We start from the raw sequence: 18,104 nt of genomic DNA on the forward strand, positions 1-18,104 counted from the left end.
GTGGCCGGTTGGCGTAGCACTGCGCTCAATCCTCCGCGCCAGACCATAGGTGCCGAGGCAAGCAGCGGCACGCTCTGATTGCCGACATTGTGGAACATTGCAATCAGTCGCCGTTCGTGGGCCTCGCCGGACGGCTGGCCACCCAGCGCATGGGCGGGCACGGTCCAGAAGGAAATCCCGCATCGGGCGAACTGGCGGCGCCCTCGCCCAGCGCAATCTGCATATAAACATTGTCCAGCCAGCGCTGATGCTTCCAACCCATGGCGGCAAGCCGTCCTGCCTCGACGAAGCCGCAGGCGGCGTGAAGGGCGATGGACGCGGGTTCCGCACCGCCCACGACCGCGATCATCTGGCGGAAACCGGCATCCTCCGCAGCCGAAAGAAGCGCGGTCAGCAGGGCTTTGCCAATGCCCTGTCCGCGCCTGTCCTGCGCGATGTAGATGCTGTCCTCGCAGGCATAGGCGTAAGCGGGGCGATCCCGGAACTGGGTGGCATAGCAGTAGCCGAGCAGCTCGTGCTCCTCGCATGCGACGAGATAGGGCCAGCCCCGGCCGGTGATGTGGCGGATCTTGTCCTGCGTTTCGGCCGGGCCGGGCGGCACGATCTCATAGGTCGCCGTGCCATGCAGAACATGATGGGCGTAAATCGCCGCGATCGCTTCTGCATCCTCTGGCGCGGCGGGACGAATGGCGAGAGTCATGCACCGATGATACCCTTCGGCAGGCCGTGCGCAAGATTGTCGGGCAAGCGGTGACAAGCCGGACGCGATGGGCTATGCACCGCGCAATGTTGCGCCGGGGAGTCCTCTTTCTATGCCTGCTGATGTCGTCGCTGGTCGCGGCGGCAACCGTGCATGCGCAGGAAAGGCCCAATGCGCCTACCATCGAATGTTCGGGCGTCGTGCATAGCGAAGGCGATGCGGACCAGTCGACCGGCGACAGGGACAGCCTGATGCCGCATCATCACGGCAGCTGCCATGGCGGCTCCGCCTGTCTGCCTGTCGTCGCCGACGGTTCCGGCCCGCCCGATCTGCTGAGCGATGCTGCGCCGTTCGATGCTGCGCCGGTGTTGGCGCGCTGGCAGACCGGGCCTGATCTGAGGCCGCCGATCGCCTGATCTTTTGCCGCTCCGCCTCCTTTTCGGGTGGAATGATGCAACAGGATCAGGACGAATTTCATGCAAAAATTGATTGCAGCCATGCTGGCTGCCGCGCCGTGTCTTGCCTTGGCGCAGATATCGCCGCCAGGCGAGAATCTGACGTTGGAACAGGCGATCCGGGCGGCCGGGGGCAGCGCGCCTGCCGCAGCCGTGTCTCAGGCGGAAGTCGGTGCGGCGCAGGCGGTGCGCAGGATCGCGGGTCTGCGGCCTAATCCCAGCGTCCAGACCGAGCTGGAGAATGTCGCGGGGAGCGGACCTTATGGTGCGTTCCAGAGTGCGGAAACCACCGTGGCCCTGTCTATTCCGCTGGAACTGGGCGGCAAGCGGCAGGCGCGGGTGGGAGTCGCCGACGCCCAGATCAGCCGGGCCTTGTTAGGCGTGGCCATCGCCGAGGCTGATGTCCGCCAACAGGTGACGCAGCTTTATGTCGAGGCGGTCGCGGCGGAGCGGCGGCTTTCGATCGCCCGCGACCAGTCGGGAATTGCGGCCGATGTGGCACGGGCGGCACGGATCAGGGTGCAGGCGGGGCGAGCCTCCCCGCTGGAGGAGCAGCGGGCGGATGTAGCGCGCCTGAATGCCGAGGCCGGGGTCCAGCGGGCCGCGCGGCTCGCGCAGGCGGCGCGCCTCAATCTGGCGCGGCGTATTGGGCTGGAAGCTCTGGGGGTGCTTGATGGCGACATGCTGGATCGCTTGCCCTCCGGCGTTCAGGGACCGGTGGAACCGATGGCGGCCGCGGGCACGCTCGCGCTGGCGGCGGCGCAAGCCGAGCTGGCGGTCGCTGATGCCGGGGTGCGGCTCGCCCGGTCGCAGCGGACGCCGGATTTGACCTTCGGTCCCGGCGTCCGGCGGCTGGAGGCGACCAATGATATGGCGGCGGTGTTCAGCGTCTCCATGCCTATTCCCGTCTTCAATGCCGGGCGGTGGGCGGTCGCGCAGGCGCAGGCCGAACGAACCCGCGCCGATGCCCAGCGGCGGCTGACGGCTCTGGACGTCGAGCAGGCGATCACCGATGCCGATGCGGAAGCCGCCAATGCGGCGGTGACCGCGCGCAACGCCAGCGGACCCGCACTCGCGGCCGCGCAGGAGGCCGCCCGCATTGCCCGGATCGGCTATCGCGAGGGCAAGTTCGGCCAGCTCGACCTGCTCGATGCCGAACGCACGCTGGCCGAGATGCGTGTTGCCGCCGTCGATGCGCTGGCCGCCTACCAAAATGCCAAGGCCCGGTTGGAGCGTCTGACCGCTCGCGCGCCTGTTCAGGGGAATTGATCGATGAAATCTGGTATTTTTTTTAGAGCGACGCTGACGCTGACGATGCTGTTGGCGGCATGCGGGCGCGAGGCGGCTGAGGAAGCTCCTGCAGAGGAACATGCTGAGGGCGAGGATCATGCTGACGAAAGCAAGATCATCCTGAGCGACGATCAGATTGCGGCGGCAGGGATTCAGCTGGAGCGCCCCTCCGTCGGCGGCGCTGCAACCATCGAACTGCCCGCGACCATCGATGGCGATCCGCAAGGTACGCAGGTGGTTTCGGCGGCGATCGGCGGCCGGGTGGTTGCGCTCCATCGCAATCTGGGAGAGGCCGTTCAGCGAGGGCAGACGCTGGCCATCATCGAGAGCCGGGAAGCCGCGCTTTTGAAGGGAGAGGTTGAAGCATCACGGGCGCGGCTGGCGCTGGCCAATTCCAATCTGGCGCGGGAACAGCGGCTCTTCACCCAGCGGGTTTCAGCAGAACAGGATCTGATTGCGGCCCGGACGGCGGCGACCGAGGCGCGCATCGCCCATGCCCAGGCGCAGCAACAGGTTGCGGCGGCGGGCGGCGGAGGCGGAGCCCTCAACCGGCTGGGCATTATCGCACCGCTTTCGGGACAGGTGATCGGACGCAGCGTCATACTGGGCCAGACCGTGGCGGCTGATGCGGAACTGTATCGCATCGCCAATCTGTCGAGCGTCTCCTTGTCGCTGAACCTGCAACCGGCCGATGCCGGGCGGGTGAAGCCGGGCGCCAGCGTTACCGTGATCGCACCGGGGCGGCAGGGAAGCGCGCGCATAAGTTTCGTGTCGCCCGCCCTTGATCCCGATACCCGGCTGGTGCCGGTGATTGCCATGATGGACAATAGGGCCGGACAATGGCGCGTCGGGGAGCCGGTGACCGCCTCTGTCACGCTGGCAGACGGCAGCGGGCAAGGGGCAGTGCGCGTTCCCTCGACGGCGGTGCAGACCGTGGAGGGCCGGACGGTCGTTTTCGTGCGGAGCCAGAAGGGGTTCGATGCCATGCCGGTCGTCACCGGTGACCGATCGGGCGCGTTCGTCATCGTCAGATCGGGCCTGAGCGGGCGAGAACAGATCGCCACCGTCAACAGCTTCACGCTCAAGGCCGAACTGGGCAAGGGCGAAGCCAGCCACGAGGATCATTGAACCATGATCGCTCCTATCGTGAACTGGGCGGTCAGGAAGCGCTGGCTTGTCCTGCTGCTGACCACCATCGCGGCGCTGATCGGCGCCGTCGCGCTTTACCGCCTGCCGATCGACGCGGTGCCGGACATCACCAACAATCAGGTCCAGATCAACGTCCGCGCACCCGCTCTGTCGCCCGAACTGGTCGAAAAGCAGGTGGCCTTTCCGATCGAGACGGCGCTCGCCGGCATTCCCGGGCTGGAATATAGCCGGTCTTTAAGCCGCAACGGTTTTGCGCAGGTTACGGCGGTCTTCACCGAAGCCACCGACATTTATTTCGCGCGCCAGCAGGTGGGCGAGCGGCTGGCCGGGATCGCCGAAAATCTGCCCGATGGCGTCAACCCGGAAATGGGACCGATAGCGACCGGGCTGGGCGAGGTCACTATGTGGACCGTGCGTCTGGAGCATCGCGGTGACGACCGGCATCTTCCCGGCGAGCCGGGGATGCAGCCCGACGGCAGCTATATCACACCCGAAGGCGAACGGCTGACCAGCGAGACCGACAAGGCGACCTATTTGCGCACCGCGCAGGACTGGATCGTGGCGCCGCTGCTGAAGAATGTGCCTGGCCTGGCGGGGATCGATTCCATTGGCGGCTATGCCAAGCAATATCTGGTCGTGCCCAATGTGCAGCAACTGGCGGCGATGAAGATCAGCCTGTCCGATCTGGGCATTGCGCTGGAGCGGAACAACGGCAGCGTCGGTGGCGGCTTTGTCGAACGCAATGGCGAGGGGCTGGCCGTCAGGGCGGACGCCCTGATCCGCAATGCCAACGAGTTGTCGCGCATCGTTATCGCCACTCGTGAAGGTGTGCCGGTCACTTTGGCACAGGTCGCCAGCGTACGCACTGGGCAGGCGGTGCGCATGGGTTCAGCCTCCGAAAACGGCACGGAGGTCGTGGTCGGCACCGCGATCATGCGGATCGGGGAGAATAGCCGCACGGTCGCCACGGCGGTTGCGGACCGGCTGAAGGCGATCAACGCCTCCCTGCCGCCGGACGTCATCGTTCAGCCGGTGCTGGATCGAACCGATCTGGTCAACAGCACCATCGGCACGGTCGCGAAGAATCTGGGGGAGGGTGCGCTGCTGGTCATTGTCGTGCTGTTCCTGCTGCTCGGCAATTTCCGGGCGGCGCTGATCGCGGCGATGGTGATTCCGATCACCATGTTGATGACCGGCTTCGGCATGCTGCACATCGGCGTGTCGGCGAACCTGATGAGCCTGGGCGCGCTGGATTTCGGACTTATCGTCGACGGCGCGGTCATCATCGTCGAGAATGCATTGCGGCGGATGACCGAGTTGCAGCACCGTCAGGGGCGCCTGTTGGGCCAGGAGGAGCGGCTCGACTGTGTAGCCGCGGCCGCGCGGGAGATGATCCGGCCATCGGTCTATGGGCAGGCGATCATCATGCTGGTCTATGTACCGTTGCTGACGTTGAGCGGAGTGGAAGGCAAGACCTTCGTGCCGATGGCGGTGACGGTAATCATTGCGCTGGGCTGCGCATTTATTCTGTCGCTGACCTTCGTGCCGGCGGCCATTGCACTGTGGCTGTCGAAGCGGATCGAGGAGAAGGAAGGGCGGATCATGGGCTGGCTGAAGGCTCGATATGAGCCGGGGCTTGACCGGGCGATGAAACGGCCGGGGCTGACGATCGGCGCAGCTGTGGGCAGCCTTGCTGTAGCGGCGCTGGCCTTTACTGCTTTGGGACAGGTATTCCTGCCGCAGCTGGACGAGGGCGACCTGCTGATTCAGGCGCTGCGTATTCCGGCGACCTCAGTGCAGCAGAGCCAGGCGATGCAGGCGCCGATCGAGCAGATGATGGCGCGCCAGCCAGAGGTGAAGTTCGTCTTTTCCAAGACCGGGACGGCCGAGCTGGCATCCGACCCCATGCCGCCCAATGCCACTGATATGTTCGTCATTCTGAAACCGCGTGCGCAATGGCCCGATCCGCGATTGAGCAAGGCCGAACTGGTCAAGCGGCTGGAGCAGCAACTGGGGCGGTTTCCCGGCAACGCCTATGAGATCACCCAGCCGATCCAGATGCGCTTCAATGAGCTGATCGCGGGCGTCCGCGGCGACATTGCGGTCAAGGTGTTCGGCGACGACTTTGCCGCCATGACCGCCACCGCTGAGAAGATCGCAGGCGTGTTGCGCCGGACGGAGGGTGCGGCGGATGTGAAGGTCGAGCAGACGGCCGGGCTTCCGATGCTGGACATTCGCGTCAATCGCGACGGGATGGCCCGGTTGGGCGTCACCGCGCAGGATGTTCAGGATGTCGTCACCGCGACGATCGGCGGGCGGCAATCCGGGATGATCTTCGAGGGCGACCGGCGCTTTCCGGTGGTAATCCGCCTGTCCGACGCGCAGCGGGCGGATTTTGCCATGCTGGAACAGGTGCAGGTGCCCACGCCCGACGGGCAGTTCGTGCCGCTGGCCAGCGTTGCGGATATCCGCATCGTCGATGGACCGAACCAGATCAGCCGCGAAAATGGCAAGAGGCGCGTCGTGGTGCAGGCCAATGTGCGCGGGCGGGACATTGCCAGCGTGGTAGAGGACGCGCAGGCCGCCATTGCGAAGGACGTCAGGCTTCCGGCTGGCAGCTATCTGGTCTGGGGAGGGCAGTTGGAAAATCTCGCCTCTGCGAGGGAGCGACTTCAACTGGTGATCCCGGCCTGCTTTGCGCTGATCCTGTTTTTGCTCTACGGCGCTTTGGGATCGGTGCGGGATGCCGCGATCGTATTTACCGGCGTGCCCCTGGCGCTGGTGGGGGGCGTGTTGGCGCTGTTGCTGCGGGGGATGGACTTTTCCGTCTCGGCGGCGGTCGGCTTTATCGCGCTATCCGGCATTGCGGTGCTGAACGGGCTGGTGATGCTGTCTTCCATTCAGGAATTGATGCGGACGGGCATGGACCGGGCCGAAGCGGCGCGGAACGGCGCATTGCAGCGATTGCGGCCAGTGGTGATGACGGCTCTGGTGGCGAGTCTGGGCTTCGTGCCGATGGCGCTGGGCACCGGCGCCGGGGCCGAGGTGCAGAAGCCGCTGGCAACGGTCGTAATTGGCGGGCTGATATCGGCTACGCTATTGACGCTGTTCGTCCTGCCCACGCTTTATGCCCGCTACGGGCGGCGGGTGCAGGCTTGACATTGGGGAGGGGGAACGCCCCCTCCCTTCATCATTCATTCGACCTGCATGTCCTTGCTGTCCTCGGCAAAGAGGGGGAAAGGCAGGTAGGAAATGCGCAGTTTTTCCTTGAGGGACAGGCTGTGTCTACCAGGCGCCAGGTCACCGTCGCGCTCGATCCGGATGGTCGCGACGGAGCCGAATTCCCAACGGTCATCATACGCCTCCTCGATGGCGTCGAGACTCCAGCTCCTGCCATTCTGTTCGAAGAAGACGGACTGGCGCGGTTGGGCTTCGCCGTCGAGCGTGACAGCAAGATCCTCGATCATCGAAAGGCCGATGCCCCGATAATAGCCGAGCCGCGCATCGAAGGCGAAACCGCTTGAGGTTGCCCGCAGGCTGTCTTCCATGATGAGATATTTGTCGAACATGGGCGATTTCCTTCAGGCGGCTTTGTTGGCGAGGGTCTGGAACATGACATGCTGGCGGCGAACCTGTTCGCGGCTGTCGACCGGCCCCGCATCCTGCACCCAGCGATTGCCCTCATATTCGGACGAGAGATACCCGTCCCAACCGCCTGCGATCAGTTCCGGGATCACATCGTCATAGGCGATGGCGGGATCGGTGCAGTCCTCCGCCATTCCATAGAATTTCGCCTGGATATGGCGGAAATAGGGGATGAAATCGCGAATCCGCTTCGGGTTGGAATAAGGGGCGTGGCGCAGTGTTTCGGCCATGGCGATGTCAGCCTTGTTCCCGTCCATCTTCACTGCCACCTCATAGATCGTATATTCCGCCATGATCTTCTGTTCATGCTGGTCGATGATGAAGTCGACGATTGCGGGCGTCGCGCCCTGACGCAAAAAGCGGTCGCGGAATTCGGGCGGATAATGTTTCATGAAAATGCCCATGTCGGGCAGGATACCCAGATGCTTGGTGTTGAGACGATCGGCCACTTCCACCGTGCGGAGAATCCAGGCATGGTCCAGGCTCCAGGGCGCGTGAACCTCGACGCCCATATGGATGTCATATTGCTCGGCATAGGGCACGCAGCGTTCCAGAATGTCCGGCCGCACGAACACCAGCACGCGCATGTTCCTGATGCCCAACCGGTTGCAAAGCCTCAGATCGCGGACAATGGACTCCACCTGTTCCTCATCGGTCATCAGGCGGTCCTTGCGCCGCTTGGTATCTAGGAACATGTCGTAGCAGGTCAGCATGGTTCCATATTTGTCCATCATCGCCAGCCAGTGATCGATGGTTGCGTCATCGATGTTGGGAAATCCCGGCATATTCTGTTCGGGCAGGATTTCGATTCCGTTGGCGCCGATGGACGCGGCAAAGGCCACGCAATCCTCGACCGTCATTGTCCCGAGGAATAATTCTTCCTGAAAGCTGTAAAGGCTGACGCCGCGTTTGAACATGGAACTCCGCTCCGGCCATTGATATTAGAATGTTTGTTCTTATATAGCGGTTGCCGCAGCGGTCAATCACCTTCCGTCGGAATCACGTTCTCCCCAAATGAGCTTCGTCGACCCGTGGGCCGCTGGAAGAGCAAGTCTTGTCCGCAATTTCACGGACGAGCGGATCTATGCCAACACGGATATCGTTCCATGAGGAGCATGACGCGATGTCTTTTGCTTGACAGGCTGGAACCAGTTCTTGACAGGCTGGCGACAGGCAGGGACTGAAGAGGGGCGTGACCGATTTAGCTTCATCAATGAGCGCCACTCCCGCGCGGGTACCCCGGCAGCAGCGGAGCCAGGCGTCCTTCGAGCGGATGATCGCTGCTGCCGAGCAATTGCTGCGTGAACGGGGAAATGATGATTTCACGCTCCAGGAAGTTGGCAAGCTGGGCAAGGTATCGATCGGATCGATCTATTGCCGGTTCGACAGCAAGGATGAACTGATCCGCGCTGTGCAAGCCCGCGTGCTGGAAGCGGTCAACCGGGAACAGTTGCGCGTCATTGCGGAAGCCGAAGAAAAAGCCGGCAATCTGCGTGAACTGGTCATGCTGATGGTGGAGGGGATCGCGAACACGCTGCGCCACCATGCCGAACTGATGCGGCCGATGATGCTGCGTTCCACCAACGATCCGCTCGTCGCAGCGGCTGGCAAGGCCAGCTATGCCGAGCTGGCCGACCGGGCGCGTTCCGCCATGCTCGGATACCGCCACGAAATTCGTCAGCCCGATCCGGAACAGGCTGTCCGTTCGGCCTATCGGATCGTCTATGCCGCGATCGCGCGCTACCTGGGCTTTGGTTCGGCCATGAGCGCCGCGTGGGAAGGAAATTGGGAGATATTGAAGCGCGACCTCGGCAAAATGTGCGCGGCCTTCCTGCTATCGACGGAATAGAGCGGCTCTACAGGAAGCGATCGCCAGCATGATCGCGAAACAATTCAGAGTCGCGCACATATTCAGAGAGGACCTGAACCGATTTGTGACGGCTGACGTCGCGCATCTTGAAAATGCTGGCACCTTGTCGCGCCGCTTCGGTAAGAAAGCCGGAGCGCAGCGAATGCCCCGCAAATTTCGACGGATCCAGCCCGGCATCTCCAGCGCAGCGTTGCACCAGCCGGGCAACGGCGCGATCGGACATGGGATCGCCGGTCAACTCACCCGACCGCGTCAGGCGGCGAAAAAGCGGACCATCATCATGCCCGGCGGCGCTCATCCAGGAGAGAAGCAGCCCCTTGGGCCGGATGCGGCGCCCTTCGGGAATGGCTATCACGGCGCCTTCGCCCGTCTGATCGGTCTTGGAATGGCCGATAAGCAGACGCAGGCCGTCGGGCGTCAGTTCGACGTCGTTCACAGCCAGCGCCACCAGCTCCGAACGGCGAAGCGCAGCGGCCATGCCAATTGCCAGCACGGCCCGGTCACGGGAGGCCCGGAGATCATCACCCTCGATCGTGCGAAGCATGTCGCGCAGCGCATCGGCATCGGCGGGCTTCTTGCGATCCTTGCGCGTGCCGATGGCCTTGCGGATACCCGCGACGACTTCCTTGAGCGCGCCCGCGCCGGGTTGCTGTTGCGGCGGATCGAACCCGGCCTGACGATGATGATAGCCGATCGCAGCCAGGCGGCGCGTGATCGTCGGTGTCTTCACGCCGGAATCCGCTTCGCTTGCAAGGAAGGTCGCCACGATGGCGGGCGTCGCCGGCAGGCTTTGCAGTCCGCGGCTTTCGCACCAGCCCTGAAAGATCCGCCAGTCGGACGCATAGGCCCGCTGCGTCGCGGCCGAGCGCGAGGCTCGCGCATAATCGGCGGCGCGCTCGACCTCTGCGCGCAAGATGTCGGGCAATATGCCCTGATCGGCGGGAACCGGAAGACGTTGGACCATGGGAACTTCATGGGGCTTTCAACCACATAAATCAATGTCCGAGAATATAATTTATCGGACACAAGATAGAGGAGTGGTCTATTTACCTTTCGCCGTTTCAGCCGCCGCGAGTACGCGCAGCACATTGCCCGACCAGATTTTCTGAATGTCGCTTTCGCCATACCCTGCATTCAACAAGGCGGCCGTGATCCTGGGAATATCGACCACATCTTCCATCCCTACGACGCCGCCGCCGCCATCCCAATCCAGCCCGATGCCGACGTGATCCGCCCCGGCGACCTTCAACGCATGAAGCATATGGGCCATGAAGTCATCGAAGTCCGGCCTGTCCGTTTCGGGATAAAGCCGATCGATTTCCTGTCGCTTCGCCAGCAGTTCTGCGCGCTTCTCGGCCGTCAGCCTGACGTCTTCGCGCATTGGACCGTTCAGCGCCTTGAGCGCCTCCTGCCGCTGCGGATTGGGCTTTGATGCGCGCAGATAACCGCCATAGGCGTTCATCTGAATGACCCCGCCCCTGGCCGCCAATGCCCGCAGATGATCATCGTCGATATTGCGCGGATGGTCATAGATCGCCTTGCAACCTGAATGCGTCAAAAGGACCGGCGTGGTAGAAAGCGTCAGCAGATCGTCCAGCACCTGATCGCTGCTATGTGATGCGTCGGGCACGACGCCCAGACGGTTCATTTCCTTCAGCAGTTCCTTGCCCAGTGGGCTGAGGCCGCCATAGCGCGGCTTTTTTGACGGATCGGTGGAACTGTCGGCAAATTGATTATGCGCGAAATGGGCAAAGCCCGACACCCGCACGCCCATGTCGTAGAAGGTTTTGAGCAGCGATACGTCCTCACCCAGCGGATAGGAGTTTTCGATCGACATATAGACGATCCGCTTCCGTGCCGCCGCGATGGATGCGGCGTCCTTCGCCTCCAGCGCAAGCTGGAAGTTCACAGGGTCGGATGCGACCATCTCCCTGATCGATACGCCACGCATGATCGCAAAATCGCGTGCCTTGCGGAAGCCTTCCTGGGTCAAAGGTCCCTGCGGCGTATAGATGGCCCAGAAACCCCCGTCCAAACCGCCCTTTTTCATGCGCGGCAGGTCGACCTGCGTATAATCGCCATGAAAGTCATGTTCTTTCTCGATCGACCAGCCCGGCAGATCGAGCGAGGCGGGCGTGTCGAGATGGCTGTCGAGCGTGATCAGGCGCTGATGCAGTTGCATGACCGCCTTGGGAATCTGTTGCGCCTGAGCCGGACCCGCAAGAAGAACGGTAAGGGCCGTTCCCATGAGCAGCATCGATCGCATCAATTCTCCATGGAATGGTAAATCAGGACGCATGACATGCAATTGCCGTCTATTGAAACGGATGCCGGCAGAAAATCCACCATAAACCGCTTCATCGCTCTGCAGCGGCTCCGTTGGAGGAACCATGATCCGGGAAGCGGCTGTCGAGGGAGCCCGGCTGTATTCGCAATATGGTGCGACGATATCTCCGCGCTGACATATTGCGCCAGGAGTTGGTGAGCGAGCAAGGGATCGTAATCGGACTACGGCCGGTCTAGCGCCGGGTTCCAGCGCTGGCGGCGAGCCGCGGCCTCAGAAACGGGCTACAGTTCGGTTCGAGATACCGCCGGGCCATCGGCTTCAGATTGGTTTCCGCGAGTGCAGGTTGTGGGTCGGAGAGGAGATGGCTCATACCATCTGTTCGTCGCGACGCTGGGTTACTCGCGCCGGACGCACATTCAGGTCTCGATCCCAAAGCCCTGGATAAAGATGGGTCAGGCCAGCGCCAGCACGCTGGTCAATATATTGCGCACCAGTTCGGCCTGCCCCCGCGAGCCGGTTTTCGCGTAGATTTTTTTCGAATAGTTGCGCGCTGTTTCGACCGTCAGCCCCAGATCCTCCGCGGCTTCGGCTATAGTCATCCCTTGGGCGATGGCCCAGGCGAATCGGGCTTCGCTGGGCAGCAGGCCGAAAAGATCGACCAGCTGATCGCAGCGGTCTGCCTGCGACCAGCGGTCGCCGCTGATATAGGCAATGGCAACCGGCAGCGACTGGGCCGACAGAGAACGGTCCTGAACAGGACGGATCAGCATGTCGATCAACGGATCCCGGCTGAGGTTGATCGCCCTTGGCTTTCCCTCCGCATCGGCCGCAAAGCTCTTGACCAGTGTACTCAGCTCCCGGTCGATGGCAGGAGAAGCTGGCATCAGACGGTCATATCTGCCGCGCCGCAAGACGCTGGATCGCTGGAAGATCTGTTCAAGATTGGGCGTCATGTCGATGATGCGACATTGGGCGTCCAGCGTCAGCCAGCCGAAATTGAGCCGGCCGAAAGCCTCGGACGTCACCGACGACCGGAATTTTTCCCGTTCGAACGCAACAAAGGTGCGCAAGGCAATGCGCAGATGCGAGGCAAGCGCAGTCAAAAGAGCGCTCACCGCCGAGCCTATTTCCCGCCCCCCCGCGCAGCTCAGCCAGGCGTCGATACCGCTTGGTTCGCTGACGCGCATCAGGCGCATGTTGGTGACGCCGATGCCTTTCAGAAACTCATCACGATAGGCCTGCTGAAATGCGTCCGCCGTGTTGAGCAATTCTTCCATCGTATAAATGCGCCCCTCCCGCATCTGTCGGTAAGGCAAGGGGTCACGCACATATTTTTCATCGAACAGCCGCCCCATCTGCCGGGACATGGGCGGACCCGAATAAAGTTCGACGATCCTTTCCTCATCGATCGGCCGAAAAGCGAGGCTCACATAGGTTGCGCCTGTTCGGGCGCGCAACCTTTCGAGAAACCCGTGCCAAAGGGGTTGCTCAAACATACCCTCATGGAGAGCCGCCAATAATCCGCCATCGTCAAGCCGCATGGCTAATATGTATATCCTCCCATATGGGAGGTCCAGTCTTTCGTGCCTTCTGCCATCAGGCACCCATAAGAGAAAGTGGGTGAACGATGATCGATTCGAAGAGGCTGACGCATCTGGAGCGTCTTGAAGCGGAGAGCATCCATATTTTGCGGGAGGTCGTGGCGGAAGCCGAGAAGCCCGTGATGCTCTATAGTGTCGGCAAGGATTCCGCCGTGATGCTGCATCTGGCGCGCAAGGCCTTCTACCCCTCGCCGCCGCCCTTCCCTCTGCTGCATGTCGACACGACCTGGAAGTTCCAGGCGATGTATGAACTGCGCGACCGCATGGCGCGGGAGTCAGGCATGGAACTGCTCGTCTACCATAATCCCGAAGCGCAGGAACGAGGGATCAACCCCTTCGACCATGGCCCGCTGCACACGGACATGTGGAAGACGGAAGGGTTGAAGCAGGCGCTTAACCTTTACGGTTTCGACGCGGCCTTTGGCGGCGCGCGGCGTGATGAGGAAAAAAGCCGCGCCAAGGAACGCATCTTCTCCTTTCGCACCGCCTCGCACGGCTGGGACCCAAAGAACCAGCGGCCGGAATTGTGGAACCTCTACAACGCCAAGAAGAACAAGGGTGAAAGCATCCGCGTCTTCCCGATCAGCAACTGGACGGAGCTGGACATCTGGCAGTACATCCACCTGAACGACGTGCCGATTGTGCCGCTCTATTTCGCCGAAGAGCGCCCAACCGTGGAGCGCAACGGCATGCTGCTGATGGTCGATGACGACCGCTTTCCCTTGAAGGAAGGGGAGCAGCCGGTAATGCGCTCGATCCGCTTCCGCACGCTGGGCTGCTATCCGCTGACCGGCGCGGTCGAGAGCAGGGCCAAGACGCTTCCGGAGGTCATTCAGGAAACGCTGCTGACCACCACATCGGAACGACAGGGCCGCGCCATCGACAAGGACGCCGGCGGCGCCGGCATGGAAAAGAAGAAGCAGGAGGGGTATTTCTGATGTCGGACGCAGATGTCATCTACAAGACCGACGCCCTGATCGCGCAGGACATCGACCAGTATCTGAAGGTGCACGAGCACAAGACGATGCTGCGCTTCATCACCTGCGGATCGGTGGACGATGGCAAGTCCACGCTGATCGGCCGCCTGCTCTATGACAGCAAGATGATCTTCGAGGATCAGCTCGCCGCACTGGAAGCCGACAGCAAGCGCGTGGGCACGCAGGGGCAGGAGATCGATTTCGCCCTGCTGGTCGACGGCCTTGCCGCCGAGCGCGAACAGGGCATCACCATCGACGTCGCCTATCGCTTCTTTGCCACCGAAAAGCGCAAGTTCATCGTTGCCGACACGCCCGGCCATGAACAATATACGCGCAACATGGTGACCGGCGCCTCGACCGCCGATCTTGCCGTCATCCTGATCGATGCGCGCAAGGGCGTGCTGACGCAGACCCGCCGCCATAGCTATCTGGCGCATCTGATCGGCATCAAGAATATCGTACTCGCCATCAACAAGATGGATCTGGTTGACTATGACCAGGCGGTCTACGACGCCATCGTCAAGGATTATACCGAGTTTGCGAACAGCATCGGCATCAAGGCCTTCACGGCCATGCCCATTTCCGGCTTCAAGGGCGACAACATCACCGGCCCGTCGGAAAATACGCCCTGGTACAAGGGGCCTGCGCTGATCGAGCATCTGGAGACGGTCGAGGTCGATCAGGTCTCCGATCAGGAAAAGCCGTTCCGCATGGCGGTGCAGTGGGTCAATCGCCCGAACCTCGATTTCCGTGGCTTTTCCGGCCAGATCGCGACCGGCACGGCGCGCAAGGGCGACGCCATCCGTGTCCTGCCCTCCGGCAAGACCAGCACCATCAGCCGGATCGTGACGCTCGACGGCGATCTGGAAGAGGCGGTGGCGGGCCAGTCGGTGACGATCTGCTTTGCCGACGAGGTCGACTGCTCGCGCGGCGATGTGATCGCGGCGTCGGACAGTCCGCCCCAGACCGCCGACCAGTTCGAGGCCACCATCGTCTGGATGGCGGACGAGGAAATGCTGCCGGGTCGTCCCTATTGGCTCAAGATCGGCACCCAGACCGTCACCGCGACGGTCCAGCATCCGAAATATCAGGTCAACGTCAACACGATGGAGCATCTGGCGGCCAAGACGCTGGACCTGAACGCCATCGGCGTCGCCAACCTGTCGACCGACAGGCAGATCGTGTTCGAACCCTATGAGGCGAACCGGACGCTCGGCGGCTTCATCCTGATCGACAAGATCACCAACGCCACGGTGGCGGCGGGGATGCTGCACTTCTCGCTGCGGCGGGCGCAGAACGTCCACTGGCAGGCGACCGACGTGTCCCGCGACTTCCACGCCAATCTCAAGAACCAGAAGCCGGCCGTGCTGTGGTTCACGGGGCTGTCGGGCGCGGGCAAGTCGACCATCGCCAATCTGGTCGAGAAGAAGCTCGCCCGGATGAACCGCCATACCTTCCTGCTCGACGGCGACAATGTGCGCCATGGGCTGAACAAGGATCTGGGCTTTACCGATGCCGACCGGGTGGAGAATATCCGCCGCGTGGGCGAAGTGGCCAAGCTGATGACCGATGCGGGGCTGATCGTGATCACCGCCTTCATCTCGCCCTTCCGCGCTGAGCGCGAGATGGTGCGCCAGATGATGCAGCCGGGCGAGTTTGTCGAAGTGCATATCGACACGCCGCTGGCCGATGCGGAAGCGCGCGACGTCAAGGGCCTTTACAAGAAGGCGCGGTCCGGAGAGCTGAAGAACTTCACCGGCATCGACAGCCCCTATGAGGCGCCGGAGGATCCGGAGATCCGCATCGACACCACCGCGATGACCGCCGAGGAAGCGGCAGACGCCATCATCGCGAGGCTGATTCCATGAGCGAAGCGACTGCAAAGGCAAGCGGGGCACTTGATCCCAAGGCGATGACCGACGCCGATCTCGCCGCTCATCTGGCCGAGGTTGCCGGACGCATCCTCATCAACGTCCGGGATTCCGGCCTGTTCGGCGCCAAGGCGCTGGGCAAGGCCGGGGATCAGACCGCGAACCAGTTCCTTGTGGCTGCACTGCGCGAAGTGCGGGGCGAGGACGGGTTGCTCTCGGAGGAAGAGAAGGACAATGCCGAGCGGCTCGCCATGAGCCGGGTGTGGATCGTCGACCCGGTCGACGGCACCCGCGAATATGGCGAGGCGCGGGCCGACTGGGCGGTGCATGTGGGTCTGGCGATCGACGGCCAGCCCAGCATCGGCGCGGTGGCGCTGCCGGGGCTGGATGGCGGCACGGTGCTGCGTTCCGATCAGCCGCGCGACCTGCCGCCTGCGCCCGAAAAGCTGCGCATGGTGATCAGCCGCACCCGGCCGGCGGCCGAAGCGGTCGCCGTCGCTGAAGCGCTGGGTGCGGAACTGGTGCCGATGGGATCGGCAGGCGCGAAGGCGATGGCGGTGATCCTGGGGCAAGCCGACATCTATCTGCATTCGGGTGGGCAATATGAGTGGGACTCCATGGCTCCGGTCGCGGTGGCGATGGCGCACGGTCTCCACTGCTCGCGCATCGATGGATCGCCGCTCGTCTATAACCAGAGCGACGTTTACCTTCCCGACCTGCTCATCTGCCGCAGGGAACATGCCGGCACGGTGCTGGCCCTGATCGCGGAGGTCTCGGCTCGCCCCGTCAGCTGAAGCCGAGCGGACTGCTGGCCCAATAAAGATGGCAAGGCGGCATGTTGCGCCACTCGAACCCCGTTTCGACGGTCGCAAAATTGCGGGAAAGCAGCGGCGCCACAGCCTTGCGCATCTGATAGGCCAGAAACATGCCCTGCGGCGTCAGTGAACGGCGGCTGACGTCCATCAATCGAACCGCCTTTTCGGGCGACAGCGTGGAAAAGGGCAGGCCTGAAATGATGCAGTCTGCTTGGCCCAGGTCATGCTCGGCCATGATGCGCCGGACATGATCCGCTGATCCGCTCACCGCGATGAGCCGTCCGTCAGGGGTAGCCTCGCGGAGGTGATCGATAAAGGCGGCACTTGTGTCGATGGCCAACAGCCGTGCATGGCAGGGAAGACGATCAAGCAAGGCGTGGGTAAAGATGCCGGTGCCGGGCCCATATTCCACAACGCAATGAATGTGGCTCCAGTCGACCGGAGCCAACATGCTCTCCACCAGAAAGCGGGACGCGGGAAAAGCTGAGCCGACGGACAATGGACTGCGGAGGAACTCCCGCAGGGCGAGGCTCGAAAATCCGGGCCTGCGTAGGCCGCTCTCTATTCGCTGCGCAGAGCCATGACCGAAAGATGATGCCACGATTGCTTCACTCTCCGACTTTTTTCTTATGCCCGGTGGACAGGCATTAAGAGAAACCCGTTCCTTCAGCGGCAAGTTCCTCAAAAAAAGGCCTGACCTGGATCAACCATTTCCATCCTGCTCTTCGTCCGATCCGCTGACAAGCGGGACGAAGCTGACTGCCACCATCAACTCGCGCAAATGCGGATAATCGGGCATGCCATGATCTTCATGACAGAGGCTTGAACGATCGGGCCGCGCCATGGATCACCATTCGTCGCAAAGCGGATCGAAAGTCACAAACGCAGTCGACAAGCGCCGCATTATAGCATCATGACGACACAATCGAATGCAGGAGGCAAGGACGACCATGCGACACGCCCATCCCATGACGATTGCGCTGGATTATTGGAAGCTCGGCGTGGAAGCGGCGATGGTCATCAACCTGCGCGTGCCGAAATTGATGGCGGGCAACCCAGCCGCCTTTGCCGAAGCGCAGAAGATGGTGACCGAAAAGATCGAAGCCGCCGCCATTTTGCAATGGAAGGCGATGACGGGCGCACTGGGCGCGACTCCGCTTTCAATGATGCATGCATCGACATCCCATTACCGCAAGGAAGTCGGCAAGAATCGGCGGCGGCTGTCCCGCGGCTGATTTTCCGAACCGCGCCAGACTTTAGCCGGGATTTCCACCCGCGAACGGCAGGACGCTGCCCGTCGCATAGCCGGCATCGTCCGACGCGGGGAACTGGATCGGCCCGCGCTCTTCCAGCCTGCCGTAGCACTTCATGAATCTGAAGCCAGTGACCTGAGCAGGCGGCCGATTGACGCTGGGCAAATAACGCGCAGCCAGTCTAAGAGAAA

General features: G+C 62.4%; 16 protein-coding genes and 1 pseudogene. 10 read left to right on the top strand and 7 right to left on the bottom strand.

Features of this window, described 5'->3' with window-relative positions; all coding sequences use genetic code 11:
• Positions 1–103 precede the first annotated feature (103 nt).
• On the bottom strand, positions 104–700 hold the full coding sequence (locus ACFC3J_RS06095; protein WP_375195312.1) for a GNAT family N-acetyltransferase: 597 nt from the start codon (positions 698–700) through the stop codon (positions 104–106).
• Positions 701–786: 86 nt separating this feature from the next.
• On the opposite strand from ACFC3J_RS06095, the gene ACFC3J_RS06100 reads away from it, so the two are divergent.
• The 4 genes from ACFC3J_RS06100 to ACFC3J_RS06115 are packed head-to-tail and all read left to right on the top strand — an operon-like array spanning position 787 to position 6,753.
• Positions 787–1,116, top strand: a complete 330-nt coding sequence (locus ACFC3J_RS06100) for a hypothetical protein (protein ID WP_375195313.1) — start codon at positions 787–789, stop codon at positions 1,114–1,116.
• Between the two features lie 60 nt (positions 1,117–1,176).
• The gene (locus ACFC3J_RS06105; RefSeq protein WP_375195314.1) at positions 1,177–2,424 is read left to right on the top strand and encodes a TolC family protein; all 1,248 of its coding nucleotides are present in this window, start codon (positions 1,177–1,179) and stop codon (positions 2,422–2,424) included.
• 3 nt (positions 2,425–2,427) lie between these two features.
• Entirely contained in the window at positions 2,428–3,573 is a 1,146-nt protein-coding gene (locus tag ACFC3J_RS06110; protein ID WP_375195315.1) for an efflux RND transporter periplasmic adaptor subunit, read from the top strand.
• Between the two features lie 3 nt (positions 3,574–3,576).
• Positions 3,577–6,753, top strand: coding sequence for an efflux RND transporter permease subunit (locus ACFC3J_RS06115; RefSeq protein WP_375195316.1), 3,177 nt, complete (start codon positions 3,577–3,579; stop codon positions 6,751–6,753).
• A gap of 35 nt (positions 6,754–6,788) precedes the next feature.
• On the opposite strand, the gene ACFC3J_RS06120 is transcribed toward ACFC3J_RS06115, so the two are convergent.
• Entirely contained in the window at positions 6,789–7,163 is a 375-nt protein-coding gene (locus tag ACFC3J_RS06120) for a DUF6379 domain-containing protein (protein ID WP_375195317.1), read from the bottom strand.
• 12 nt (positions 7,164–7,175) lie between these two features.
• Positions 7,176–8,156 carry a sugar phosphate isomerase/epimerase family protein gene (locus tag ACFC3J_RS06125; protein WP_375195318.1) on the bottom strand — a complete coding sequence of 327 codons (981 nt, stop codon included), beginning with the start codon at positions 8,154–8,156 and terminating at the stop codon, positions 7,176–7,178.
• Between the two features lie 296 nt (positions 8,157–8,452).
• Between ACFC3J_RS06125 and ACFC3J_RS06130 the strand changes: the two genes are divergently transcribed.
• Positions 8,453–9,088, top strand: coding sequence for a TetR/AcrR family transcriptional regulator (locus ACFC3J_RS06130; protein ID WP_375195319.1), 636 nt, complete (start codon positions 8,453–8,455; stop codon positions 9,086–9,088).
• A 7-nt stretch (positions 9,089–9,095) separates the two neighbouring features.
• Here the strand turns inward: ACFC3J_RS06130 and ACFC3J_RS06135 are convergent, their stop codons facing one another.
• Together ACFC3J_RS06135 and ACFC3J_RS06140 are read right to left on the bottom strand one after the other, a co-directional pair.
• Positions 9,096–10,073: a site-specific integrase gene (locus tag ACFC3J_RS06135; protein WP_375195320.1), complete on the bottom strand. Its 978-nt coding sequence runs from the start codon at positions 10,071–10,073 to the stop codon at positions 9,096–9,098.
• 78 nt (positions 10,074–10,151) lie between these two features.
• Complete coding sequence (locus tag ACFC3J_RS06140; RefSeq protein WP_375195321.1) at positions 10,152–11,375, bottom strand: dipeptidase; 1,224 nt, start codon at positions 11,373–11,375, stop codon at positions 10,152–10,154.
• A 134-nt stretch (positions 11,376–11,509) separates the two neighbouring features.
• Between ACFC3J_RS06140 and ACFC3J_RS06145 the strand changes: the two are divergent.
• Positions 11,510–11,825, top strand: a pseudogene (locus ACFC3J_RS06145) (IS21 family transposase); the annotation flags it as partial.
• Positions 11,826–11,848: 23 nt separating this feature from the next.
• Here ACFC3J_RS06145 and ACFC3J_RS06150 read toward each other — a convergent pair.
• Positions 11,849–12,892: a helix-turn-helix transcriptional regulator gene (locus tag ACFC3J_RS06150; protein WP_375195322.1), complete on the bottom strand. Its 1,044-nt coding sequence runs from the start codon at positions 12,890–12,892 to the stop codon at positions 11,849–11,851.
• Positions 12,893–13,023: 131 nt separating this feature from the next.
• Here ACFC3J_RS06150 and cysD point away from each other — a divergent pair, with 131 nt between their 5' ends.
• From cysD to ACFC3J_RS06165, 3 genes are read left to right on the top strand one after another with little or no spacing between them, the layout of a single operon-like run.
• Positions 13,024–13,935 (top strand): sulfate adenylyltransferase subunit CysD, encoded by a 912-nt coding sequence (gene cysD / locus ACFC3J_RS06155; RefSeq protein ID WP_375195323.1) that lies wholly within the window; start codon positions 13,024–13,026, stop codon positions 13,933–13,935.
• Positions 13,935–15,842, top strand: coding sequence for a sulfate adenylyltransferase subunit CysN (cysN, locus tag ACFC3J_RS06160; protein WP_375195324.1), 1,908 nt, complete (start codon positions 13,935–13,937; stop codon positions 15,840–15,842). Before cysD ends, cysN begins: the two co-directional genes overlap by 1 nt.
• 44 nt (positions 15,843–15,886) lie before the next feature.
• The gene (locus ACFC3J_RS06165) at positions 15,887–16,639 is read left to right on the top strand and encodes a 3'(2'),5'-bisphosphate nucleotidase CysQ (protein WP_375195353.1); all 753 of its coding nucleotides are present in this window, start codon (positions 15,887–15,889) and stop codon (positions 16,637–16,639) included.
• On the opposite strand, the gene ACFC3J_RS06170 is transcribed toward ACFC3J_RS06165, so the two are convergent.
• On the bottom strand, positions 16,632–17,111 hold the full coding sequence (locus tag ACFC3J_RS06170; protein WP_375195325.1) for a class I SAM-dependent methyltransferase: 480 nt from the start codon (positions 17,109–17,111) through the stop codon (positions 16,632–16,634). The genes ACFC3J_RS06165 and ACFC3J_RS06170 overlap by 8 nt on opposite strands.
• Before the next feature lie 517 nt (positions 17,112–17,628).
• Here ACFC3J_RS06170 and ACFC3J_RS06175 point away from each other — a divergent pair.
• The gene (locus tag ACFC3J_RS06175; RefSeq protein ID WP_375195326.1) at positions 17,629–17,895 is read left to right on the top strand and encodes a hypothetical protein; all 267 of its coding nucleotides are present in this window, start codon (positions 17,629–17,631) and stop codon (positions 17,893–17,895) included.
• Positions 17,896–18,104: the final 209 nt, after the last annotated feature.

It is taken from the genome of Sphingobium sp., from assembly GCF_041987595.1.
In the GTDB taxonomy this organism is placed as follows: domain Bacteria; phylum Pseudomonadota; class Alphaproteobacteria; order Sphingomonadales; family Sphingomonadaceae; genus Sphingobium.